This window comes from Actinokineospora terrae (assembly GCF_900111175.1).
GTDB lineage: Bacteria > Actinomycetota > Actinomycetes > Mycobacteriales > Pseudonocardiaceae > Actinokineospora > Actinokineospora terrae.
Genome location: NZ_FOGI01000003.1, coordinates 553116 through 577070, shown reverse-complemented (window position 1 = coordinate 577070; position 23955 = coordinate 553116). Strand labels below are relative to the sequence as shown.

Here is a 23955-nt window from a genome sequence, read left to right as displayed (position 1 = left end):
GTTCGTGCTCACCTTCCGCCGCGCCACGATCGCCGACGTGGACGCCCTGGTACCGCTGGTCGAGTCCGCCTACCGGGGCGAGGCGAGCCGGGTCGGCTGGACCACCGAGGCCGACCTTCTCGACGGCCAGCGCACCGACCCCGAGGGCGTCGCCGAGGTCATCACCGCGCCCAAGAGCGTCGTCGTCATCGCCGAACAGGACGGTGCCGTCGTTGCCTGCTGCCACGTCGCCGAGGTCGACGGCGCCGGGTACTTCGGCATGTTCGCCGTGGACCCCGCCAAGCAGGCCGGTGGCATCGGGCGGCTGACCCTGGCCGAGGCCGAGCGCGTCGTCAGCCAGGACTGGGGACTGCCGGAGCTGCGGATGAAGGTGCTGACCGCGCGCGAGGACCTGGTCGCCTGGTACGTCCGCCGCGGCTACGAGCGGACCGGCCTGCTCATCCCGTTCCCCTACGGCGACGAGCGCTTCGGCCAACCGCGGCGCACCGACCTCGCCTTCGAGCTGCTCACCAAGCGCTTGCCCTGATCGCTCCGGTCGCGGGCAGTGTCGGCTGCACGCGTGGCCGCATTGATCACGCCAGTGGTGAGTTGGTCGAGGGCAGTGTCGGATGCACGCGCGACAATGGGTCCGTGCCCTCGATCCACGACCATATCGCCGGACACCTCGATCCTCGCGGCCGCGGCCTGCTCCCCGGCGGGGACGAGCTGCCGGACGCCCAGATCGATCACCGGCGGGGCGGTGGTCTGGTCCCCTGGTCGGACGGCACCGCGCTGACCTACCACCCGGCCGACGTCACCACCGACCTGCCCGCGCTGGTCGCCGCCGCCATCACCGGTGGTGACCACGGCCCGCTCTACACCGCGTTGTGCGAGCGGGAGGTGCTCGCCGAACTCGACGAGGTGCTGGCCGGGGTGCGCGCCCTCGGCAGGCCGGATGCGGTGCGCGAGCTGGGCAGGCGGCTGGCGACCGAGTCGGGGCACCGCGCGCCGGTCAAGTTCGGCATCGCGCTGCTCGGGCTCGGCGCCGGGCCCGGCGACCTGGACGTGCTGCTGCTGTTGGGCAAGCACGAGGAGTTCACCGCGTTCGCCTTCGCCGCCGTCGAGGCCACGCAGCCCGATCCGGAACCCGCGCTGCTCGCCCTGGTCGACGGGGTCGAGGGCTGGGGGCGGATCGGCGTGGTCGAGCGGTTCGGCGAGGGCACCGGGCCCCGGCTGCGGGAGTGGCTGCTGCGCGGCGGTTTTCGCAACACGGTGCTCGACGGGTACCTCGCGCACCGGGCCGCCACCATCGGTGGACTCGTGCCCGCGCTGTCCGCACCCGATGTCGACGAGGAGCTGCTCGACGCGGCCGCCGACATCCTGTGCGCGTTGATCGAGGGCGGACCGGCCGAGGACATCGACGACTACAACGATGCGCCGATCGCCCTGTCGTTGCTGATCGGGCACCTCGCCCGGCGCGCCGACCGGCTGCGCCACTTCGTCACGACCGCCCGGGTCGAGGAGTTCCTCTCCGGTCCGGGCTGGGACCAGCGCTACGCGGCCGGCTGGGACCTGGCCCGCCACGACACCCTCGTGCGCGGCTGCCGCGACCTCATGGCCGAGCCCCGCTGGCGCGACCTCACCCTCGCCGACCTCGACTCCCCGGACGACCGCGCCTTCCACGACGCCTGCTACGCCGCCACCGCCCTGGGCATCGACCGCTTCCCCGCCAGCCTCCGCCGCGCCCGCACCCCGGCCGACTGGACCGGCCTGCTCGCCCAGGCCACTTCGGAACGCCTCCCGCGCATCCTCTCCCTCGCCTCGGACGTGCTCCCGCTGTCCGAACTCGGCACCGGCCCGGACGACATCCCCGGCATCGGTGCCCGCTGGACCGACCACGTCGTCCTCGATGTCGTGGTCACCGCATTGCGCGACTTCCCCGGACAGGGCGTCGAGTTCGTCCTGACATCGCTACGGTGCCCAGTCGTCCGCAACCGTGTGATGGCAGTGCGAACGTTGACAGGCTGGGGGCCGGAGTCCTGGCAGCCTGAGGTCCAGTCAGCCCTGCGCACAGCGGTGGCAGCGGAACCGGACCCGACGGTGCGCGAAAGCATGGCGCAGCTCCTGACCCACTGAGTCCCGCGGCGGCGCCCCCTCGTTTTGGGCGACTCGCGGCTGGCGGGCCTCGGCTGCGGGGTCGGATCTGCGTTGTCCCTGCTCAGGGGGCAGTCGCCTGCTCGTCAATTCACCCGGTTCAGGGACAGAAGTTATCCACATGTGGATCTTGTTCGGGGTGCTTTCAAGATCCACTGTCGGGGGGTGCCGGTAGGCTGGCACCTGGGACGCCCCCCGGAGAGGGTGGGGGCTGGGCCGGGTCGGGACCGCGTGCGCGCGAGGCGGCTGGGGTGGGGTAAGCGGGCGGGGTGGCTTAAGGCTTGGCGTGGGGCGCGGGGTGGCGCGTGGGGGTAAGGAGGCGGGATTGGGGCCGTGGCGTCGTTGGGCTGGATCCGGGGGGGCGGTTGAGTGAATGGGTTGGTTCGGGGGTCGAGTTGGGCCGGGGCCGCTCTACTTCGATGACTGGGGCTGCGGCGGGGAGTAGGGGCCGCTTCGGGCGTTGAGTCCGGGGGTGGGCGGGTGCGGAGGCTCTGGCAAGGCGGGGGTGGGCTGTCACCCGGATGCGTGTACCGGCGGGTAACATGTGGGTATGGTGAAGCGGCAGGTCAGTGCGACTCGGGTGGTGGGGGTCGGGGCCGGTGAGTTGTTCGAGATGCTGGCGGACCCGGCTCAGCACCCGGTGATCGATGGGTCGGGGACGGTGGTCGGGTCGCGGAGTGCGGGGCCTCGGCGGCTGGGGTTGGGGGATCGGTTCGGGATGGAGATGCGGATCGGGCTGCCGTACAAGATCTTGAACACGGTGGTGGAGTTCGAGGAGGGCACGCGGATCGCGTGGCGGCACTTCTTCGGGCACCGGTGGCGCTGGGAGCTGCGGGACCTCGGCGACGGGCGCACCGAGGTGACCGAGACCTTCGACTGGTCCACGGCCAAGGCGGGATTCCTGCTGGAGTGGGTGCGGTTCCCGGCCAAGAACCTGCACGGCATCCGGGCCACCCTGGACCGGCTCGCGGAGCGCTACCCGGCCCGCGGCTGAGTTGTCAAGCAGGGGGCACCCGGTGGTGTCACCATGGACGCATGACAGTTCCGCAAGAGCCTGACCCGCGGCGGACCCAAGCCCTGCCGGTGGACCGGGACGACCAGTACGTCCGGCCCGCCGCCCAGGAGGAAGTGGTCAGCGAGCGGGTCGAGGACAGCTACGCCAGCCGGGTGCGCACGGTGCGCATGGTGTGCTCGGCGATCACGTTCGTGGTCGGTCTGTTCGCGGTCGTCCTGGTCGCGCAGATCATCCTGGTCCTCGCCGAGGCCAACCCCCGCAACGGGTTCGCCTCGTTCGTCGACGGTTTCTCCTCCGGGGTGTCGCTCGGCTTCGACGGCCTCTTCACCCCGGCGTCGGAGAAGGCGGCCGTGCTGTTCAACTACGGCACCGCCGCCATCGTGTGGCTCCTCATCGGCGCCGCCCTCACCTACCTCATCCGCAAGTTCGCCCTTCCCGGCCCTCGACGGGAGGTCCGGTACCGGCGCACCGTGGAGTAGATCGACCGCGGTGCCGCAGGTCTTGGCCGTGTCCCGCACGACACGGCCAAGACCTTTGCGCGCGCGGGGTTTCACGATCGAACCGCAGTGAGCAGCCCCCGATGCACAGCCTAACGGGAGGCGCCGACGAGAGCGGTCGCTTGACGGTTGGGCTGTGGACAACTCGGTGAGTGCCGGCGGATCTTGTGCACAACTACCTGTGGAGAAGTCCGGGAGTTGTGGATAACCGGGTGCTAGATGCCGACCACCGCGAAGGTGTCCGGCGGGAGGGTCAGGGTCTCCGGGGAGCTGGAGACCCCTTCGGCGGCAAGGAGAATGGACGTCGCTCGCACGGGAACTGTCACCGGTGAGGGGCTCAGGTTGACGGCCACTCGCAGAGATCCCCGGTGTAGCAGGAGAAACCCGTCGTGGTCCTCGACGGTGAAGCGGTCCAGGCGGGGGTCGGCTAGTTCGGGGTGGTTGCGGCGCAAGGCGATCAGTGCCCGGTAGGTCTCCAGCACGGATCGGTGATCAGCTGACGCGAGCTCCGACCAGTCCAGAGTGGACGCTGCGACCGTGTCGGGGGACATGGGGTCTGGGACCTCTGACTCGCCCCAGCCGTGGTCGGCGAACTCTCGGCGGCGGCCTGTTCGCACTGCCTCGGCCAGATCCGGGTCGGGGAAGGACGCGAAGAACTGCCACGGGGTGCCAGCCGCCCACTCCTCGCCCATGAAGAGCATCGGGGTGTACGGGGAGCAGAAGACCAGTGCCGCACCGCACAGGACGCGGGCGGGGGAGACCGTTGCGGTCAGCCGGTCGCCGGTCGCACGGTTGCCGATCTGGTCGTGGTTCTGCAAGTAGGCCAGGAATCGGTGCCCCGGTGTGGTCCGGACGTCAACAGGGCGGCCGTGCGTGCGGCGGCGGAACGAGGACCACGTGCCCGCGTGGAAGAACGCCGAGCGCAACGTTGTGGGCAGTTGCCCCTCGAAGTCCTTGTAGTAGCCGGAAGTGTCCCCGGAGAGCGCGACGTGCAGGGCGTGGTGCAGGTCGTCGCACCATTGCGCGTCCAGGCCGAGGCCGCCGCCCGCGCGCGGGGTCACGAGCCGGGGGTCGTTCAGGTCCGACTCCGCGATCAGCGACAACGGCCGCCCCAGCCCGGTCGAGAGCGCCTCGACCTCGACCGCCAACTCCTCCAGCAGGTGCGTCGCGCGGGTGTCCACCAGGGCGTGCACCGCGTCGAGCCGCAGCCCGTCGACGTGGAAGTCGCGCAGCCAGCCCAGGGCGTTGTCGATGACGTACCGGCGGACCTCGTCGGAATCCGGCCCGTCCAGGTTGATCGTCGGACCCCAGAGGTTCTTGCCCGCGAAGTACGGCCCGAACCGGTCCAGGTACGCGCCGGACGGTCCCAAGTGGTTGTAGACGACGTCCAAGATCACCCCGAGCCCGCGCGCGTGGCAGGCGTCGACGAACCGCTTGAACCCGTCCGGCCCGCCGTAGGGCTCGTGCGCGGCGCCCCACAGCACGCCGTCGTACCCCCACCCCGACACGCCGTCGAAAGCGTTGACCGGCAACACTTCCACGAAATCGACGCCGAGCGACACCAGGTGGTCCAGCTTCTCGGCCGCCCCGTCGAACGTCCCCGCCGTGGTGAACGTCCCGACGTGCAGCTCGTAGATGACCCGCCCGGCAACAGGACGCCCGGTCCACGCCGAGTCCGACCACTCGTACGCCCGGTGCTCGTACCGCCGCGACGGCCCGTGCACGCCGTTGGGCTGCCACAGCGACCGGGGGTCCGGCAGCGGCGTGTCGTCATCGTCCACGAGGAACGCGTAGTCCGTGCCCGGCCCGGCGCCGGGAACCTCCGCGTGCCACCAACCCCGGTCGTCGCGGGCCATCTCGTGCCACGAACCGCCGACGTCGAGCCGCACCCGCGACCGCTGCGGTGCCCACACGCTGAACGGCTCGGCCATCACGCCCCCCGCACCAGTAGCGCCACCGGGTAGTCGGCGAGCATGTCCGCCAACCGCCCGTCCGTCACCCGTCCCGTCAACTGGTCCACCCACTCGCCCGCGGGCAGGTCCAGCGCCGTGTCCGCCCACCCCGGCAGCGTCGCGGGCAACCGGGTCGCCACCGCGATGAGGCCCGTCCGCTCGAACGCGACCACGTGCCGCGCGGCAGAACCGTTGGCGTACAAAGGTGTGTACCCGGTGAACAAGGACGGCCGCTCTCGGCGCAACCGCAGCGCGGTGCGCACCAGGTGCAGCTTCACCGCCCCCGTCTCGTCGATCGGCGGCGGCCACCCCGAGGCCAGTTTGGCCAGCAGCTCCGCCCGGTCGGCGAAGTCAACCGGCCGCCGGTTGTCCGGGTCCACAAGGGACAGATCCCACAGCTCCGTGCCCTGGTACACGTCCGGAACGCCAGGGCCTGCCAGCTGCAACAGCTTCTGCCCCAGCGAGTTCGACCACCCGTGCGGCGCGATCCGCGACGCGAACGCCTTCACCTCGGCCAGCAGTCCCGCGTCGCCGAGCACCGCGCGCGGCCACGCCCGCACGGTCTCCTCGAACTCCTCGTCGTGCTCGGTCCACGACGTGCGGATCTTGGCTTCCTTCGCGGCCTTGTCCAGGTACGCCGAGAGCCGGTCCGGGTTGATCGGCCAGGCCCCCAGCAACGTCTGCCACGCCAACAGGTTCAGCGACGGTTCGGGAATGCCGCGCCGAGAGGTCCACCCGCGCACCGCCTCGGCGAACTCGTCGGGGATCTCGGACAGCACCGCCATCCGCGCCCGCACGTCCTCCGACCGCTTGGTGTCGTGAGTGGACAGCGCGGTCATCGCCAGCGGGTGCGTCGCCTCCCGGTGCGCCTGCGCGGCGTGGAACTCCTCGACGCTCACCCCGAAGTGCGACGGGTCGCCGCCGACCTCGTTGAGGGCCGCGAACCGGGTGTACCGGTAGAACGTGGTGTCCTCGGTCCCCTTGGCCACCACCATCCCCGACGTCTGCTGCAGCCGGGTCGCCAGCTCGCCCCCGGCCCGCATCTGGGCGTCGATGGCGTCCAGGGCCGCCCCCAGGTCCGGCCGCTGCGACCGCGCCCGGGCCAGGGCCGCGGTCAGGTACTCGACCCCCTCCGGCAGGTACGACCGGTACACCGGGAACGCCACCATCAACTCCGCCACGGCCGACCGGGCGAGCTCACCGTCCACACCGGTCACGTGCGAGGCGATGCGCCGCACCTCGGCCGCCAGCGACCGCGACGTGATCAACCGGCGGGACTCGTCGACCACCGCCGGGTAGTCCGTCGGCACCCCCAGCGAGTCCGCGAGCTTGGTGAACGCCCCCTCGGCGCTCTGGTCGACGAAAACCCCGCACACCTCGCGCAGCGCGTCGTACCCCGTCGTCCCCGCCACCGGCCACGACGAGGGCAGTTCCTCGCCTGGCTCCAGGATCTTCTCCACGACGATCCAGCACCGGGCCCGCTCGGCCAGCCGCCGCACGTACCCGCCGGGATCGGCCAGACCGTCCGGGTGGTCGACCCGCAACCCCTGGACATCGCCCTCGCCGACCCACCGCAGCACCTCGCCGTGGGTCGCCTCGAACACTTCTTCGTCCTCCACGCGCACGCCCGCAAGCGTTGTCACGTCGAAGAACCGCCGGTAGTTCAGCTCCTGCCCGGCCCGACGCCAGTCGATCAACCGGTAGTGCTGCCGGTCGTGCACCTCGGCCGGGCTGCCCTCACCCGTGCCCGGCGCGATCGGGAACGCGTGGTCGTAGTACCGCAGCACATCGCCGTCCACGCTCAGCTCGGACACGTCCTCATCGGACCCGAGCACCGGCAGCAGCACCGGGAACGACTCGATGTCGAAGTACCGGGCGTACCGCGAGGCCGGGCCGTGCGACAGCACGTCCCACCACCACTTGTTGGTCGACGGCACCTCCACCGCCATGTGGTTCGGCACGATGTCGACGACGAGGTCCAACCCCGCGCCGCGCAACCGGTCCACCAGCGCTTTCCGCGCGGGCTCGCCACCCAGCTCCGGGTTCGCCCGGGACGGGTCCACCACGTCGTACCCGTGCGTGGACCCCGGCGTCGGCGTCAGGATCGGCGAGCTGTAGAGCGCCCCCACGCCCAGGTCGGACAGGTAGTCGACGATCGCGGCGGCCTCGGCGAACCCGAAGCCCGGCCGCAGCTGAACGCGGTAGGTCGACCGCATCACTCGCTCCCGGTGCGTCGCAACACGATGAGGGACCTCGAAGGCAGGACCAGTTCGCTCTTGCCCGAGTACTTTGCGGCCAACGGCGGCGACACCTCGCCGGTCGCGGTGTCGAGCACCACTTCCCACTCGGCGCCGTAGTCGCCGTCCGGGACGATCGCCGAGATGTCCTCGTGGTGGGCGTTGAAGCACAGCAGGAACGAGTCGTCGGTGACCCGCTCCCCGCGCGCGTCCAGGTCCGGGATGCCCTCGCCGTTGAGGAACGTCACGATGCACCGGCCGAACCCGGATTCCCAGTCCTCGTGCGACATCTCCTGCCCGGAGGGGGTGAACCAGGCGATGTCGCGCAGCTCGTCGCCGCGCCGGATCGGCCTGCCCGCGAAGAAGCGGCGGCGCCGGAAGACCGGGTGCCGCGCGCGCAGCGCCACCACCCCGGCGGTGAAGTCGATCAGGTCGGCGTGCGTATCGGCCAGCGACCAGTCCACCCAGGACAGTTCGCTGTCCTGGCAGTAGCCGTTGTTATTGCCGTCCTGGGTGCGGGCCATCTCGTCGCCGTGCAGCAGCATCGGCACACCCTGCGACAGCATCGTGGTGGCGATCATGTTGCGCCGCTGCCGCGCTCGCAGCTCGTTGACCTCGGCGTCGTCGGTCGGCCCCTCGGCGCCGCAGTTCCACGACCGGTTGTCGTCGGCCCCGTCGCGGTTGTCCTCGCCGTTGGCCTCGTTGTGCTTCTCGTTGTAGGACACCAGGTCGTTGAGGGTGAACCCGTCGTGCGCGGTGACGAAGTTGATCGACGCGAACGGCTTGCGGCCGTCCTCCTGGTAGAGGTCGGACGAGCCGGTGATGCGCGAGGCGAACTCGCCCAGCGTCGCGGGCTCACCGCGCCAGAAGTCGCGGACCGTGTCGCGGTACTTGCCGTTCCACTCCGTCCACAGTGGAGGGAAGTTGCCGACCTGGTAGCCACCGGGGCCGACGTCCCACGGCTCGGCGATCAGCTTGACCTGGCTGATCACCGGGTCCTGCTGCACGATGTCGAAGAACGCCGAGAGCCGGTCGACGTCGTAGAACTCGCGGGCCAGGGTCGCGGCCAGGTCGAACCGGAACCCGTCCACGCGCATCTCGGTGACCCAGTACCGCAGCGAGTCCATGATGAGCTGCAACGTGTGCGGGTTGCGCACGTTCATCGAGTTCCCGGTGCCGGTGTAGTCCATGTAGTAGCGCTGGTCGTCCTCGACGAGCCGGTAGTACGCCTCGTTGTCGATGCCGCGCATGGACAGCGTCGGCCCGAGGTGGTTTCCCTCGGCGGTGTGGTTGTAGACCACGTCGAGGATCACCTCGATGTTCGCCTCGTGCAGCGTGCGCACCATCGCCTTGAACTCCGCCACCTGCGCGCCCTGGGCGGTCTGCGCGGCGTAGTCGGCGTGCGGGGCGAAGAACGCGATCGTGTTGTAGCCCCAGTAGTTGCGCAGCCCCCGCTCCTGCAACCCGTGGTCGTGCAGGAACTGGTGCACCGGCATCAGCTCGATCGCGGTCACCCCGAGCCGCTGCAGGTGCTCGATCACCGCGGGGTGCGACAGACCCGCGTAGGTGCCGCGTAGCTCCTCGGGCACGCCGGGGTGCCGCATGGTCAGCCCGCGCACGTGCGCCTCGTAGATGACCGTCTCGTTGTAGGGCGTCTTCGGCGGCCGGTCGTTGGCCCAGTCGAAGAACGGGTTCACCACCACGCCCTTGACGGTGTGCGCCGCGGAGTCCTCGTCGTTGCGCTGCTCCGGCTCGCCGAAGGTGTAGCCGAACACCGACTGGTCCCAGTCGACCTCGCCGCCAACGGCCTTGGCGTACGGGTCGAGCAGCAGCTTGGTCGGGTTGCACCGCTGGCCCGACGACGGGTCGTGCGGGCCGGTGACCCGGTAGCCGTAGTGCTGGCCTGGCAGCACCCCCGGCAGGTAGCAGTGCCAGACGAACCCGTCGACCTCCGGCATCCGCACCCGGTGCTCGGTGCCGTCGGCGTCGAACAGGCACAGGTCGACCCGGCTCGCCGCCTCCGAGAAGACGGCGAAGTTGGTGCCGGCCCCGTCGTAGGTGGCGCCGAGCGGGTAGGGGGTTCCAGGCCAGGGCCGCACACGGTCTCCTCGTTCTTGCCCGGCCGCGGGGTACGGCGCGAGGCGGTCACATCTCGGGGTCGCGCGGTGCCAAGCCTATGGGGACCAGGGGTCGGGCCGCAGGATGGCGAATGAGCGCCGACCGCAGGTCGAGCCGCTGATCAGGGCCCGCTGTGGGCGGGGTCACCGATCGGGTCAGCCGCCGTCGCCCCAGTCGCCCCAGCCACCCGGGTACGGGGGCCAGGTGAACCGCGGCCGCTGCTCGCGGGTGATCGTGACCACCTTGGTCTGCACGGTGGGCACCTCGATCACACCCGTTGCGACGCCCATCGGCATCGGTGCCATGCCCTGGGTGGTCGTCGGCACCGTTGTCATGGTGACCGCCGCCGGGGTCGGGCTTGGGTCGGCGGTGGACGACCCGGTCGAGAGCAGCACCGCGGCCCCGCCGATCAGCACCGCCCCGGCCATCAGGCTCGCGTGCACCAGCCGCGACGGGGTGCGCCGCGCGTGCGGTTCGTCGGCGAAGTCCATCGGCGCGTGGGCGGTCACGTCGCGCCGGGCGGGCCGCGGTGCGGTCGAGGGCGCCTGCACGGGGTCCGAGCCCGCCGCCGCGGCCAGCAGCCTGGCGCACTCGGCTGCGTCCGGCCGGTCGTCCGGCTCGCGCCGGGTCATCGCGGTGATCACGTCGACCCACGCGGTCGGCAGCCAGTCCGGGATCTCGGGGTCGCGGGTCAGCCGGGCGATCGCCGCCTCGATGTCGGACCCCTCGTACGCGGTCGCGCCGGTCAGGCACTCCAGCAGCACGAGCCCGAGGGAGTAGATGTCGCCCGCCGGTCCGGTCAGCTGACCGCGGACCTGCTCGGGCGCCAGGTAGGCCGCGGTGCCGACGCAGTGCCCGGTCGAGGTCAGCCTGGCCCCGCCGAGGGCGCGCGCGATGCCGAAGTCGGCCAGGTAGCAGGCGCCCTCGTCGTCGATCAGCACGTTGGACGGCTTGACGTCGCGGTGCACGATGCCGTTCGAGTGCACGTAGCCGAGGATCTCGGCCAGCCGCGTCCCGAACGCGGCAACGTCGGTGGCGGGCAGCGGACCGCGGTCGAGCCGGTCGCGCAGCGTGCCGCCCTCGACCAGGTGCATCACCAGGTACGGGCGCTCGTTGTCCACGGCGACGTCGAACACCCGGACCACGCCCGGGTGCGACAGCCCGGCCAGCAGCCTGGCCTCGGTGTCGAGCCTGGCGACGGTCCCGCCGTCTGCCTTCGGGTGGAAGAGCTTGACCGCGACCGGACGACCCAACCGGGTGTCCACCGCGCGGTGCACGTCCGCCATGCCCCCCGAACCGATGAGCTCGCCGACCAGATAGCGGTCGTCGAGCAACGTCGGCGTCCCCATCGCACCTCCCGCGCGTTCCGCCCCGCCCTGAGTTACCCGACCCCCACCCGGGGCAAACGTGATGCCCGATGGGTGGATTCCGCGCATGACCGAGCCGTCCCGGGGTATAGGGCCTGTGACCGACCCACTGGGTGGATCCGCGCATGGCCTGACCCGTTCGGGGGTACCAAGGCGAGGACCCACCTGATGGGTCACCCACCACGAGGAGGTAGCCATGTCTCTCGAAGACGACGACATCCGCAGCGGCCACACCGCGGGAGCCGATGGCGGCGCTGGTTCTGACCACGGCGCCAAGGACGGTGGCGCGGGCGGCGACGGCGGTGCCGACGGGGGTGCCGATGGCGGCGCGGGTGTCGCCGACCACGGCGCGTCCGGCGTGCCGGGTGGTCACGACGGCGGCGCGGACGGTGGCGCTGACGGCGGTGCCGGATCGGACCACGGTGCCGCGGACGGCGGTGCGGGCGGCGACGGCGGCGCGGATGGCGGTGCCGACGGCAGCGCCCGATGACAGCCAGTCCCCTGCCCCCGGTCGGGTGGTCCAGCACGGACCGCCCGGCCGTCCGGCGCTGCGTCGGCGTCGAGCCGGACGAGTTCGCGGCCACGTTCTGGGGCGCTCAGCCGCTGCTGACCCCGGCGGGCGGGCTGCCCAAGGGGTTCGACGACCTGCTGACCCTCGCCGACGTGGACGAGCTGCTGTCCCGGCGCGGCCTGCGGACCCCGTTCCTGCGGGTCGCCAAGGACGGCGCGGTGCTGTCGTCGAACCAGTTCACCTCGGGCGGCGGGGTCGGCGCGGAGATCGGTGACCAGGTCTCCGACGACAAGGTGGCGCGGCTGTTCGGCACCGGGGCCACCGTGGTGCTGCAGGGGTTGCACCGGCTGTGGCCGCCGCTGATCGACTTCGCAGGTCAGCTCGGCGTCGACCTGGGGCACCCGGTGCAGATCAACGCCTACATCACGCCACCGTCGTCGCAGGGGTTCTCGGCGCACTACGACGTGCACGACGTATTCGTGCTCCAGGTCGCGGGCCAGAAGCGGTGGCGGGTCCACGCGCCCGTGCACCACGACCCGCTGCGGAGCCAGCCGTGGGACCAGCACGCCGACGCGGTCGCGGCTCGTGCGCTCGAGGCACCGCTGATCGAGGAAACCCTCAACCCCGGCGACGCGTTGTACTTGCCGCGTGGGTACCTGCATTCCGCCACGGCTCTGGGTGAGGTGTCCGCGCACCTCACGGTCGGGGTGCACGTGCTGACCCGGTACACGCTGGTCGAGGCGCTGCTGGGGTTGGCGGGACGGGACGACGACCTGCGCGCGACCCTGCCCCTCGGCATCGACGTCGCCGATCCGGACCAGGTGGCGCCGCACCTCGACGCGACGGTCGAGGCCCTGGCGCGCGTGTTGCGGGAAACGCCGGTGGACGAGGTCGTCCGGCGGGTCAGGGACCGGGTGTGGCACGGAACACGGCCGGAGCCGATGGGGCCGCTGGCACAGGCGGCTGCCGCGCACAATGCCACGACGGGGTCGTGGGTGCGATTGCGGTCCGGGCTGCGGTACCGGTTACGCGAAGACGGTGATCAGGTCGTCGTCGAGGTCCCTGGTGACGAACTGTCCCTGCCGTCGAGCACCGGTGCGGCCGTCCGCGCACTGTTGACCGGCGAGCCGTGCGTCGTGGGTGAATTGCCCGACCTGCCGGTGACCGACCAGACAGTCCTCGTGCGCAGACTCCTGCGAGAGGGAATCCTCGTCCCCTGTGACCGCTGACCACCCCGTGGAGCGCTGCGCCGACGGCTGCCTCCGCCGAGGCGATCCCCTCGGCGCCAGCGCTCCGCCGGTCCGGCACTGGATCTTGGTCGAACAACCGGGCCCGTGGGGTCCGCACCCGTGGCGGGACTCGTCGTTGCCGGACGAGGTCGTGTCCGCCATCGCCGCGCAGGCTGAGGCGGTGCACGCGCGGGTGCTGTTGATCCGCCGCCCCGGCCGCGCGCGCGAGGGTCTACGGCGGTGGGCGTTCGTCGAGTCGACCCCTGGGCAGGAGCGCGCGTGGTGGAGTTCCTACCGCGATCCCCTTGAGTTGACCGACCTCGGATTGGCCGCGCCGCGCGGTGAACTCTCGTCGGCGCCGATCTACCTGGTGTGCGCGCATAGCCGCCACGATGCCTGTTGCGCGATCCGTGGCCGACCCCTTGCCGCGGCTTTGGCCTCGGTGCGCCCGGAGGAGACGTGGGAGTGCACGCACGTGGGCGGGGATCGGTTCGCGGGCAACATGGTCGTACTGCCACATGGCCTCTACTACGGCCAAGTCCCGCCTGAGCTGGCCTCGCGGATCGTCCACCAGCACGAGGCAGGCTTGCTCGAACTGGCCCACTTCCGCGGCCGAACAACGTATTCGGCCCCGGTCCAGGCCGCCCAAGACCTGGCACGTGCCGAATCCGGCGACACCCGCCTCGGCTCCTTCCCACCCCAGTCGGTCCGCCACACCGGCCACGAACAATGGGAAGTAACCCTCGACGGCGCCATCCTGGAAGTCCGCGCCACCTTCCACCGCAGCGACACCCCACTGACCTGCTCGGCAACGGTCCCCGCGGCAGTGCGAGGTTTCGAACTGGTGCGCTGGCTGTCGAAGCCTCAGTGACCCTGCTGCGCCAGTGCGTGCGCCCGAGTGACCTGCTTGCGCGCCATCACCCGGAACACCACCAGGTGGATCGGGTACACCGCCCGCCAGTAGACCCACCCCAGCAACCCCCGGGACCGCAACGCCCCCACCTGGCGCAGCTTCGTCCCGCTGATCCGGTACCCCAGCCACGCCTCGCCGCAGAACCACTTCTCCGTGCGCAGCACGATGTACTGGTCGCCGAATTCCGCCACTGTCCACCAGTCCACAGTGGCGCCCTTGGTGACTTTCGCCGGGCGGTGCAAGGAGAGGCGTTCGCCGAAGAGGCGGCCGAGGAGCATGCGGAGCCACCAGGCCCAGGCCCAGCCGTACCAGCGCAGGGAGCCGCCGCAGCGGCGGAGGTCGAGGCGGGCGGCCGGGGTGTCGGAGTGGGGGATGTCGACGTCGGTGGCGAGGGTGAAGACGCCGTCGAGGACGCCGTTGGTGAAGTCGAAGGCCTTGGCGGCGACCCGGTCCTTTTGGGCGTCCAATGTGGACAGGATGGCCTCGGCGACCGGGGTCGGCTCGATGGCGAAAACCGGGCTCGGGGTGGTGACCACGACATCGGTGGTGAGGCTGTCGATGAGCGAGCGGCTGACCGACCGGTCGACCGGGGTGACCAGGTTGACCCAGTGCGCCGAGAGCCCCGGGGTCAGCAGCGGCACCTGCACGATCCGGCGCCGGGGCAACCCGCGCACGGACGCGTAGGTCTGCATGAGGTCGAGGTAGGTCACCACCTCCGGGCCGCCGATCTCGTGGACGCCCGCCGGCACGTCCGGATCCGCCGCGCGCACCAGGTGCGCCACCAGGTCCGCCTCCGCGATCGGCTGGACCCGCGTGCCCACCCACCGCGGGCAGATCATCACCGGCAGCCGTTCGGTGAGGTAGCGCAGCATCTCGAACGAGATGCTGCCGGAGCCGATGATCACCGCGGCCCGCAGTTCCACCACCGGCACACCGGCTTGCGCCAGGACCTGCCCGACCTCCTGCCTGCTGGCCAGGTGCGCTGACAGCTGCCCCTGGCCAAGTCCACCCAGGTAGATGATCCGTCCGACGCCCGCCTGCTCGGCCGCGGCCGCGAACGACGCCGCCGTCGCCCGGTCGCGCTCGGCGAAGTCACCGCCCGCCGCCATGCCGTGGACGAGGTAGTACGCCGTCTCCACACCGCGCAGCACCTCGGTCAACGCCTCGGTGTCGGTGACGTCGACGGCCGCCTTGCGCACGTTCTCGCCGTCCGGCAGCGCCTCGACCCGTCGACCGAGCGCCAGGACCGGCCCGTCGAGCGCGCGGACCAGCTTGCGCCCGACGTACCCACCGGCACCGGCGACCGCGATCAAGCCAGGGCGGGCGGTCATGCCAAGACGGGCAGGTGCCGGGTGAACCGCCGGACCGCGCCCACCTTGGTGTGCGGGTCGGCGCCCCCGCGCGGCACCAGGTCGAGCCACGCGGCGAACCGCACGGCGGCCTGGATGGTGTCGGGATCGGCGTGCGGGGCCAGCGCGGAGACCAGCCGGTCGACCACCCGGTCGCGGTCGCCGTCGTCGTCGATGTCGGGCCGCTCGTGCAGGGAGGCGACGACCTCGACGGTCAGGTCGTTGACCAACCGCTGGTCAACGACGCAGCAGCCGACACAGCGGTAGACGAACGCGAGCAGCCGGTCGTGTCCAGAACCCCACAGCACGCTGGCAACTCCTCATCCACCACGGGTGACCGGGACGACGGTATCCCGGGGTGGGACCAGCCGCTATTCGACGGCGCCCACCGCGACCAGCGCCTCGCAACTCCTGGCGACCACCGCCGCCGCCCGCTGTTCGGCGTGGGTGTGGTCGGGGGACTCGGTGAGCGCCTGCCAGCGCAGGTGTGCCCGGAAGGGGTCGCCGCTAACCGCGAGCCTGGCGGCGGGGGACGTGCCGCGCGCGCCGAGCAGGTGCCGCGCCTCCTCGTCCCGGTCGCCGAAGCTGACCCGGCCCGCGTCGATCGCCGCGAGCAGCCGCAGCTCACGGGGTTCGTGGGCGCTGGCGAGCACCCGTTCCACCTCGGCCGACAGCGGGTGGCCGCGCAACGCCGGGGTGATCGCGAGCAACGCCGCCCGCGCCCGCAACACCGCGGACCTGGCCAGGAAGTGGGTGCCGATCGCGTCCAGCAGGTCCTGCACGCCGCTGTGGTGCACCAACCCGGACGGCACCGCCGCACCCTGCCTGACCAGCTCGACCGCCACCCGCACGCCGAAGATCCCCAGCTTCGCGGGCAACGCGTCGCCCACCCTGGCCCGCAGCCGGTCCACCGACAGCAACGTGTCCGGCTCGCTGGCCAACGTTGCGAGCGCGGCAGCGTCGTCCCTGGTCAACCGCAGGCCGCCCACCGCGGGCAACGCCGCGACCGCCACCGCCGTCTGGCACTGTTCCCCCAGGTCGCCCTGGACGTGTCGGGCCGCGACCCGAGCAGCTGCCGCGACAGCGTCGACCCGGCCGCCGCCCAGTTCGTCCGCCCGGGCCAGCACCACGATGGTGGACACGGCATCGGTTGCGACTGGCTCGTCCGGCCGTCGCACCAGGTGCAGCCGGACCGCGTCGTCGCCCTCGACGACCTCGAACTGGGTACCCGCCAACGCTTGCGCCACCGTCGAACGCCCCACGCCCGGGGCACCGGTGATCCCCACGCGCACCGGCCCTCCCAAGCGCCCCAGCCAGTCGTCGGCGATGTGCGCCGCGGGGGGTGCCTCGCGCACGGCCCGTTCGAGCAGGCCCCAGGTGATCGTGGGCAGGTCGGTCACGGTGTTCTCACCGGGCGGCCTCGATGCGCGTGCGCAGCGCCAGCAGGCGTTCGAGGTCCCGCCGGACCTGGGTGAGCCGGGCGGTGTTGCGGGCCGACTCGGCCTCCAGCTCGGTCTTGATCACCCGCGCCGACTCCGCCGCCGCCTCGCGCAGGGAGTGCGCGACCTCGGTGCAGCGGTCCCGCAGCGCGCGGTGCACCGTGCGGGTCGCGTCCTTGGCTTCCTTGCCGTAGCGCAGGAAGAAGTCGTCGACGTGCCGCTGCGCCGCGGTCTTGGCCACCGCCTGGCGCCGCTTGAGCCGGGCGCCGCGCTCCTCGAAGACACTGCGCGCGCCGAACGCCGCACCCGCGCCGAGCGAGATCGGGTTGATCAGCGGCAGGCCCGCCAGCGTCGTCGCCAGACCGGACATCAGCAGGCCGCTGTAGGAGCCGCGCAACCCGACGAACACCTTCTGCGCCGGGGAGAAGCGCTCAATGTTGGGTTTGCGCAGGTCGTCGTGCCAGCTCCCGCCCAACGCGCGCAACAACTCATTCGGGACGACATCGTTGCCGGGCAACGCCTGCCGCGCGACCCGGGTCGCGATCCACTCGAACCGTTCCACCAGCCACCCCGAGTTGACCTCGGCCACCGCCGTCAGCGAGTCGTGCATCCAGTCGCCGAACTCCTCCCACACGGTGCCCGGGTCGGCCGCGTCGAAGTAGTCGTCGACCTCGCGCAGAATCCGCCTGGTGCGCTCGCGCAGGTCGAAGTCCAGGTCCGCCAACAGGTCCCCGACGTCGTCTGCCAGCTGCGTCTGCCAGCGCGCGCTCTCCCGCTGCAGCCGTTCCACCCGGCGTCCGGCCGACTGCCACTCGGCCAGCGCCCGGGTGTCGGTGGGTGCGAGCCCGGCGTCGAACTCCGCGCGCAACGGGGTGATCAGCTGCTCGAGCGCCATCCCGCTGGTCGCCGCCGCGGCCCGCGCGGCCACCCGCGCCGGGTCGGCCAGCACGTCGCGGCGCAGGCAGCCGATCAGCTCGGCGAACCCGGACTCCTTGTTCAGCTCGGCGTCCTCGCTGCGCACCGCGGCCGCGCGCAGCACCGACGACACCGGCACCAGCGGCGCGACCACCCCGGCCTCGGCGAGCCTGCCGCGGTCGACCTCGGCGACCCGGCGCCACCCGGGCACCAGGTCGATCTTGGTGAGCGCCACCAGCACCGTCGGGCACAGCCTGCTGACGTGCGTGAGCAGCTCCAACTCGAGCGCGCTGAGCTCGCTGGTCGCGTCGGTGACCACCAGCACCGCGTCGGCGTCGGCCAGCACCGCCAGCGCCCGCGTGGTCCGCGGGCAGCCCGGCGCGCCGAAACCGGGGGAGTCGACCAGCACCAGCCCGGCGCCGAGCAGCGCGCGCGGCAGCCCGACCTCGCGCGGCGAGTGGCCGGACGGCGCCAGCACCGGGGTGGGTCTGTCCGCGTGCCGGACGAACGTCGGGGCGAGCGTGGTCAGGTCATCGCCGACCGGGCACACCTCGGCCCCGACCAGGGCGTTCACCAGGTGGCTCTTGCCCTTGCCCGGGTAGCCCGCGACCACCACGCGGCGACCCGGCTCCAGCAGACCCGCGCGCCGGTCGAGCAGCCGGTCGACCAGGTCGTGGCGCTCGTGGGTCGCGCAGGCGCGGATCGTGTCGTCCAACAGGTCCACCCAGGGGGGCACGGTCATCACCCTTTCGAGGATGCCCTGTTCCCCCGGATAGGTGAAGAAGGCGGGGCCCGTCGCTGGGACAGACCCCGCCCTCACCGCGGGGTGGCTCAGTGGCCGAGGTCCAGGTCACCGGTGAGACCGCCGACGTCGGGCAGGTCGTGACCGCCGAGCACGCCGTCGGTCAGGCCGCCCACTCCGTGGGACACGTGGCTGGCCACCTCGGGCAGCGGGTTGGCCACCGGCAGGTCCGGCACCTCCACCGGGAGCTGGGGCAGGTGCGGCAGGTCGACCGGGAGCTGCGGCAGGTGCGGGAGCTGGGGCAGGTCGGTCGGCAGCTGCGGGAGACCGCCGGGCAGCTGCGGCAGGTGGTCGCCGGGCAGCGCGGGCAGGTGACCGGGCAGCTCCGGGAGCTCGGGCAGCGCACCGGTGTCGACCGGGAGGTGCTGCGCGGGCTCCGGTGCGGGAACCGGCTGCGGCAGGGTGGCCCGCAGGTGCTCGCTGATCTCCTCGACCTCGGTCAACGGCGAGGCACCGGTGAGGAAGCCGCCGAGGTCGGTCGGCGAGCCGTGCAGCAGCTCGCCGCCGGAGCTGACGAAGTCCGCAACGGTGCCCGCGGTGAGGTCGGTGCCGCGCAACGAGTCGGTGTCCAGCGCACCGGTGGGGTCGATGGCGGGCAGGTCGAACCGGTCGGTCAGGCCCGCGCTGCTCAGTGAGCCGGTGCCCGCGGCGCTCACCTCGACGGTGGGCAGGGCGACGGCGTCGAGCGCGGCGGTCGGGTCCGAGGCGTCCAGGTAGTCCACAGAGGACACATCGAGGTCGGCGCCGAAGGCGAACCCGGCGGCGTCCACCCCGGCGGCGGCACCGGCGGTGTTGGCCGCGGCGGTGACCGAACCGAAGTCCGAGCCCGCGGCGGCCGCGAAGCCGTCCTCGGACACCGCGACCTGGCCGGAACCGTTGACCTGCTCGGATTCCAGCGCGAACGCCCCGACCAGCGAGTCGTGCGCGGTGAGGTCGGCGGCGTAGCCGAGGTCCTCGGTGGCGCCCGCGGTGACCGCGTGCAGGCCGTCGGTGAGGTCGAGCGCGCTGGTGCTGGAGAACCAGTCGGAGCCCAGGTCCAGCTGACCGGCGGCCGCGCTCGGGTCGACGTCGCCGGTGACCGTGGTCGCCGAGGTCAGGACCTGCGACACCGCGTGCAGGTCGGCGGCGGGGGCGTAGTCGGCGACGTAGGGCAGCGCGTCCTGCAGGTCCTGCACGGAGACGGCGCCGAGGCCCGCGCCGGACAGGGCGCCGGTGGGGTCGGCGGCGAAGGCGGTGCGCGCGGCGTCGTCGGAGATCAGGCCGAGCACGAACTCGTGCAGGGTCTGGCCGGACTCGACGGGCAGGTCGGTGGGGGCCGCGACCGGCTCGGACGGCGCGACGGGCTGGGCGGCCTGGGTGGGCTGGCCGGAGCCGGAGCTGGACAACGCTTCTCCTCGGGGGGTGGGGACTGGCGGGGACGGGACTCGGCTACCTGCGCCGATTCCCTCCGCGAGGGGACCGGGGGCATCGACCCTGGCGGATGATCACCAACGGTAGGCCGGATGGCGGACGCTGCCATCGGGGATCACTCCCTGTCTCAATCCCCCACTGATGGGTCGGTGACTATTCACCTATTAGGGGGTTAGGGAGTGTTGTGCCTACCACTCGGGGTTGCTGACGGGGGATGGTCGCCTGGTACGAACTGGGGCACCCGTGACCGACGAGGAGGACCGACCGCCATGCCCGGTTCCCCGCCGTACGTGCTCGGCGTCGACATCGGCCGCACCCGGTGCGCCGCCGCCGTGCGCAGGCGGGTCGGGGCGGGCTTCGGGCCGGTCGAGGTGGTCGCGCTCGACGGTTCCGCGCGCTGGCTGCCCTCGGCCATCTTCCTGGGACCGCAGGGGGAGGTGCTGGTCGGCGCGGCCGCGGAGCGGGCTGGGGTCGAGCAGCCGGACCGGATCGCCCGCGCGGTGCTCGACCGGGTCGGCGACGACGTCCCGGTGCTGGTCGCCGGCGAGCTCTACCCGGCGGAGAACCTGGTCGCCGCGCTCGTCGGGTGGGTCGTCGACGTGGTGGCCGATGCCGAGGGCGGGCCGCCGAGCCGGTTGGCAGTCACCCACCCACCTGAGTGGGGGTCATACCGGCGGGGGCTGCTGGCCGACGCGCTCGCCGACGCCGGGCTGCCCGGGGTCGTCCTGCTGCCGACCGTGACCGCGGCCGCCGAGGCGCACCACGCCGAGACCCCCGTGCCCGCGGGAACGCCGCTGGTGGTGTCCCTGCTCGGCGGGCACCGGGCCGACCACGCGCTACTCGTGCGTAACCCGGTGGCCTTCGACGTCGTTGCCCATGGTGTGACCCCTCGCGCAGGCGCCGCGGTCGACGACGCGCTCTACCGGCACGTCGTCACCTCGGCGACCCCACCGGCGGCGATCACCGGCGGCACCGACCTCGAGACGACGGCCGTGCTGACCCGCCAGCCCGACCCGGCCCTGCTCACCGCCTTCCGCGCCGCCTGCGCCACCGCCAAGGAGCGCCTCTCCGCCGCGACCGAGGTCCGCGTCCCCGTGCCCCACCTGCGCACGGACGTCACCGTCACCCGCGCCGAACTCGTCGACCTGGCCGCCCCGGTGCTCCTGCCCGCGCTGGCCGCCACCCGCGCCATGCTCGGCCAGGCCCCCACCGCGGTCGTCGCGGGCGGTACCGCCAAGATCCCCCTCGTCGCCTCCCTGGCCCCCGGCCCGGTGCTCGACGACCCCGCCACCGCGGCCGCCAGGGGAGCGGCGTTGGCCCTGGCCCCCGTCGCGCCGCTTCCCGAACTCCCCGCCGCGGCGGTGAAACCCCTGCCAGACCCGGAGAGCGAGCCAGCGTTGTTCCCGGTTCTGGATTCCACTGTGGATGGACTAGACGTGACAGACGACCCCCCGCCGCGCCCGCCGATCGAGGTCATCCCCCTCGAACCCCCACCCCGCCGCTTCCGCCTCGGCCGCCGGGGCGACCGGTGATCCCGAGACTCCGCGACCGGAGTGGCCGGTGATCCCCGGGCACGCCGGGCCTGACGAGCTGGTGCTGGACGAGCCGACGCGGAGGTTGTGCGGGGCTATCACCGGTGGTGAACTCGCTCCGGTACGGCTCGCTGTCATCGCGCCCGGCGGGTACGGCAAGAGTGCGTTGCTCGATCTGCTTGCCACGGCGGATGGGGCGCACCGCTACCGGCGCGGTGTGTCGGGTGGGCTCGTGCTCGTCGATGACGCGCATCTGTTGTGTGACAAGGACTTCGCTGCACTGGAGGATCATCTGGCGGACGAGTCCGCTGGGTTGGTCGTCGCCGCGCGGCCCCGGCCACGGCCTGCTGGGCTCACGGCGTTGTTGGGGCGGTTGCGGGGACAGGTTGTCCTGCGGGCGTTCGATGTCGGTCGTACCGCTGCATGTCTTGCGGCCCTTGGGGTTGACACCAGTCGGGCCGCGTTCGTGCATGCCAACACCGGTGGCGTCCCGGGGCTGGTGCACCGGCTCGCGCCGCACCTGGGCGCCGGGCAGGACACCGTTCCGGCCGCCGCCGTCGACGAGTTCCGGCTCGACCTGGACCAGCTGACCGGCAACCAGGTCCGCGCACTGTTGGCCGCCGAGGTCAACGCCGACGCAACGTTGCTCGCCGGGCTGCTGGGCGTGCCGACGACCGAGGCCGCGGCCCTTGTCGATGAGGCCCGGGCGACGGGGTTGCTCGCCGCTGATGGGTCGTTGCTGCCGTTGGCCGCCGCGGTGCTGCGGGCGCTGGTGCCCGCTGACCAGCGCACCGCTGTGCTCGGCGGGTTGGCGGAGTTGCGCCTGACCCGCACCGGGCCGACCGGGGAGTTCGCGGCCGCGCTCTTGGCCGCCTCCGCGTCCGGACCGGCGGCGGGGGCTGTCTACGCGGCTGCCGCTGCCGAGGCGGAGCCGGGGTTCGCGGTGCGGCTCCACCAGGCGGCGGAGAACGCCGGCCACCCCGTTGACGAGGTCGGTCGGGCTGAGGCCGAGGCCCGTGCGGGTGACCTGGATGCCGCGTTGCGCCGGGCGGACACGCTCCTGGCCGCTGGTGAGCCTCGGGCCGCCCTCGTCGCCGCCGCCGCGCTGGCGCACCGGGGTCAGACGACGCGCAGCGCGGAGTTGTACCGGTGGGCGGGTTCGGGTGCGTTCGCCGCCATCGGCCTCGCGGCGACGGGCAGGCTCGCTGAGGCCAAGTCGGCCATGCCGGTCGACGGCGCCGCGCCGCCGACGTTGTTCAACACGGCGATCTCGTTGGCCGCCAAGGGGATCGTCGACTCGATCACCGGCGACGGTACCGCACTGTCCACTGTGGTCAGGGCGGCGGAGGTCATGGAGCCGGTCGGGCGGGACGTGCTGGTGCCCGACAGCCCGGCCGCGCTGGGCGCCATCCTCGCCATGCACACCGGCGCGACCGGCATCGCCGAACCGCTGCTCGCCCGGGCCTGCACCGGCGGTGAGCTGCTGCGCACCAGGCACGCGCTGCTGGCCGCCTGGGCCGCACTGTTGCGCGGCGAGTCGGTGCCGGTGCCGGAGCCGGCGCGAACTCCTCGTGACCACCTGTTCGTTGTCGGCCTGGCTGTTGGAACCGCACGCCGAGCCGGTGATCTCGCAACGTTGCGCCGGGGGTGGGACCAGGCCAACGAGGCCGTCGTGCGCCACGACATCGACCTGTTCACCCTGCTGCCCCTCGGCGAGTTCGCCATCGCCGCCGCCCGCCTCGGCGACAGCGACCGCCTCGCCCCCCACCTCGACCGCGCCTGGACCCTGCTCGACGCGCTCGGCAACCCGCCCGCGTGGTCCGCTTTCCCGCGCTGGCAGGCATTCCACGCCGAGATCACCGCGTCCCGCATCCCCCAGGCCCGCGAACACGTCGACTTCCTGAGCGCCTTCACCGACCAGTTCCCGATGGCCCTGACCGAGGCCGCCCGCTGCTGGCTCGACATCCTCGCGGGGACGATCAACGCCCCCCGTGTCGAGTCAGCCGCCCGCGCCCTGCACACCGCAGGCCTGCACTGGGACGCCGCCCGCCTCGCGGGCCAGGCCGCCACCCGCACCCCCGACCGAAAACGCATGCTCGCCCTCCTCGACTGCGCCAGAACCCTCCAACCCACCCCCACCCGCGACGACCCCCCGGAATCGCCCCTCAGCGGCCGCGAACTCCAGGTAGCCGAACTAGTCCTCTCCGGCCTAACCTACAAACAGGTCGGCGACCGCCTCTTCATCTCCGCCAAAACCGTCGAACACCACATGGCCCGCATGCGCTCCCGCCTAGGCGCCACCAGCCGCCCCGACCTCTTGTCCCAACTCCGAGACCTGGTCACCACCCCCCAAACCCCCGCCGCAGAACCCGTAATCCCCTAGCCCCACAACAATCCTCAACCACTCCCCACCCTCCACGCCCCCGCCGCCACCACCCAGCTCAAGATCAACTCTGCTCCGGGGGCCCACCCTCCCGGGGCCCGGGGCCCCATCTCTGAACCTATCGACCAGGACGATCTGTCAATAGGGCTTGGC

At 72.3% G+C, this 23955-nt stretch carries 18 protein-coding genes; 9 read left to right on the top strand and 9 right to left on the bottom strand.

Annotation, left to right across the window (positions count from 1 at the left end; translation table 11 throughout):
* Positions 1 to 4: 4 nt before the first annotated feature.
* From BMY07_RS08250 to BMY07_RS08235, 4 genes are all read left to right on the top strand, one after another.
* Complete coding sequence (locus tag BMY07_RS08250) at positions 5 to 526, top strand: GNAT family N-acetyltransferase (RefSeq protein WP_092775942.1); 522 nt, start codon at positions 5 to 7, stop codon at positions 524 to 526.
* Between the two features lie 104 nt (positions 527 to 630).
* Positions 631 to 2115, top strand: coding sequence for a hypothetical protein (locus BMY07_RS08245; RefSeq protein ID WP_092775941.1), 1485 nt, complete (start codon positions 631 to 633; stop codon positions 2113 to 2115).
* Positions 2116 to 2683: 568 nt separating this feature from the next.
* Complete coding sequence (locus BMY07_RS08240; RefSeq protein WP_092775939.1) at positions 2684 to 3127, top strand: SRPBCC family protein; 444 nt, start codon at positions 2684 to 2686, stop codon at positions 3125 to 3127.
* A 41-nt stretch (positions 3128 to 3168) separates the two neighbouring features.
* Positions 3169 to 3627 (top strand): hypothetical protein, encoded by a 459-nt coding sequence (locus tag BMY07_RS08235; RefSeq protein ID WP_143073397.1) that lies wholly within the window; start codon positions 3169 to 3171, stop codon positions 3625 to 3627.
* Positions 3628 to 3860: 233 nt separating this feature from the next.
* Here BMY07_RS08235 and treZ read toward each other — a convergent pair whose 3' ends face one another.
* From treZ to BMY07_RS08215, 4 genes are all read right to left on the bottom strand, one after another.
* Positions 3861 to 5576, bottom strand: a complete 1716-nt coding sequence (treZ, locus tag BMY07_RS08230) for a malto-oligosyltrehalose trehalohydrolase (protein ID WP_092775935.1) — start codon at positions 5574 to 5576, stop codon at positions 3861 to 3863.
* Positions 5576 to 7813, bottom strand: coding sequence for a malto-oligosyltrehalose synthase (gene treY / locus BMY07_RS08225; protein ID WP_092775932.1), 2238 nt, complete (start codon positions 7811 to 7813; stop codon positions 5576 to 5578). The genes treZ and treY overlap by 1 nt, the downstream gene beginning before the upstream one ends.
* Entirely contained in the window at positions 7813 to 9933 is a 2121-nt protein-coding gene (gene glgX, locus BMY07_RS08220) for a glycogen debranching protein GlgX (protein ID WP_092775929.1), read from the bottom strand. The genes treY and glgX overlap by 1 nt, the downstream gene beginning before the upstream one ends.
* Positions 9934 to 10107: 174 nt before the next feature.
* Entirely contained in the window at positions 10108 to 11301 is a 1194-nt protein-coding gene (locus BMY07_RS08215; protein ID WP_177215492.1) for a serine/threonine-protein kinase, read from the bottom strand.
* A 214-nt stretch (positions 11302 to 11515) separates the two neighbouring features.
* On the opposite strand from BMY07_RS08215, the gene BMY07_RS08210 reads away from it, so the two are divergent.
* Genes BMY07_RS08210 through BMY07_RS08200 form a run of 3 tightly spaced genes read left to right on the top strand, consistent with a single transcriptional unit; the run spans position 11516 to position 13930 of the window.
* Positions 11516 to 11809: a hypothetical protein gene (locus BMY07_RS08210; protein WP_092775924.1), complete on the top strand. Its 294-nt coding sequence runs from the start codon at positions 11516 to 11518 to the stop codon at positions 11807 to 11809.
* Positions 11806 to 13059 (top strand): cupin domain-containing protein, encoded by a 1254-nt coding sequence (locus BMY07_RS08205; protein WP_092775921.1) that lies wholly within the window; start codon positions 11806 to 11808, stop codon positions 13057 to 13059. Before BMY07_RS08210 ends, BMY07_RS08205 begins: the two co-directional genes overlap by 4 nt.
* The gene (locus tag BMY07_RS08200) at positions 13049 to 13930 is read left to right on the top strand and encodes a ferredoxin family protein (RefSeq protein ID WP_092775919.1); all 882 of its coding nucleotides are present in this window, start codon (positions 13049 to 13051) and stop codon (positions 13928 to 13930) included. The genes BMY07_RS08205 and BMY07_RS08200 overlap by 11 nt, the downstream gene beginning before the upstream one ends.
* Here BMY07_RS08200 and BMY07_RS08195 read toward each other — a convergent pair.
* From BMY07_RS08195 to BMY07_RS08175, 5 genes are all read right to left on the bottom strand, one after another.
* Positions 13924 to 15303, bottom strand: coding sequence for a DUF2867 domain-containing protein (locus BMY07_RS08195; RefSeq protein WP_092775916.1), 1380 nt, complete (start codon positions 15301 to 15303; stop codon positions 13924 to 13926). The two genes, BMY07_RS08200 and BMY07_RS08195, sit on opposite strands and share 7 nt — an antisense overlap.
* Entirely contained in the window at positions 15300 to 15629 is a 330-nt protein-coding gene (locus BMY07_RS08190) for a hypothetical protein (protein WP_092775913.1), read from the bottom strand. Before BMY07_RS08190 ends, BMY07_RS08195 begins: the two co-directional genes overlap by 4 nt.
* Before the next feature lie 63 nt (positions 15630 to 15692).
* Positions 15693 to 16721 (bottom strand): hypothetical protein, encoded by a 1029-nt coding sequence (locus BMY07_RS08185; RefSeq protein ID WP_092775910.1) that lies wholly within the window; start codon positions 16719 to 16721, stop codon positions 15693 to 15695.
* Between the two features lie 7 nt (positions 16722 to 16728).
* Positions 16729 to 18417, bottom strand: coding sequence for a GTPase (locus tag BMY07_RS08180; protein ID WP_092775907.1), 1689 nt, complete (start codon positions 18415 to 18417; stop codon positions 16729 to 16731).
* Between the two features lie 89 nt (positions 18418 to 18506).
* The gene (locus BMY07_RS08175; RefSeq protein WP_092775904.1) at positions 18507 to 19862 is read right to left on the bottom strand and encodes an IniB N-terminal domain-containing protein; all 1356 of its coding nucleotides are present in this window, start codon (positions 19860 to 19862) and stop codon (positions 18507 to 18509) included.
* Positions 19863 to 20156: 294 nt separating this feature from the next.
* On the opposite strand from BMY07_RS08175, the gene BMY07_RS08170 reads away from it, so the two are divergent.
* Complete coding sequence (locus BMY07_RS08170) at positions 20157 to 21419, top strand: Hsp70 family protein (RefSeq protein WP_092775901.1); 1263 nt, start codon at positions 20157 to 20159, stop codon at positions 21417 to 21419.
* Between the two features lie 28 nt (positions 21420 to 21447).
* Entirely contained in the window at positions 21448 to 23802 is a 2355-nt protein-coding gene (locus tag BMY07_RS08165) for a helix-turn-helix transcriptional regulator (RefSeq protein WP_092775898.1), read from the top strand.
* Positions 23803 to 23955: the final 153 nt, after the last annotated feature.

Coding starts and splice junctions, on each gene's coding strand:
- BMY07_RS08205 (WP_092775921.1), top strand. CDS start 11,806: ATGACAGCCAGTCCCCTGCCCCCGGTCGGGTGGTCCAGCACGGACCGC.
- BMY07_RS08195 (WP_092775916.1), bottom strand. CDS start 15,303: ATGACCGCCCGCCCTGGCTTGATCGCGGTCGCCGGTGCCGGTGGGTAC.
- BMY07_RS08180 (WP_092775907.1), bottom strand. CDS start 18,417: ATGACCGTGCCCCCCTGGGTGGACCTGTTGGACGACACGATCCGCGCC.
- BMY07_RS08240 (WP_092775939.1), top strand. CDS start 2,684: ATGGTGAAGCGGCAGGTCAGTGCGACTCGGGTGGTGGGGGTCGGGGCC.
- treZ (WP_092775935.1), bottom strand. CDS start 5,576: ATGGCCGAGCCGTTCAGCGTGTGGGCACCGCAGCGGTCGCGGGTGCGG.
- treY (WP_092775932.1), bottom strand. CDS start 7,813: ATGCGGTCGACCTACCGCGTTCAGCTGCGGCCGGGCTTCGGGTTCGCC.
- BMY07_RS08210 (WP_092775924.1), top strand. CDS start 11,516: ATGTCTCTCGAAGACGACGACATCCGCAGCGGCCACACCGCGGGAGCC.
- BMY07_RS08170 (WP_092775901.1), top strand. CDS start 20,157: ATGCCCGGTTCCCCGCCGTACGTGCTCGGCGTCGACATCGGCCGCACC.
- BMY07_RS08215 (WP_177215492.1), bottom strand. CDS start 11,301: ATGGGGACGCCGACGTTGCTCGACGACCGCTATCTGGTCGGCGAGCTC.
- BMY07_RS08235 (WP_143073397.1), top strand. CDS start 3,169: ATGACAGTTCCGCAAGAGCCTGACCCGCGGCGGACCCAAGCCCTGCCG.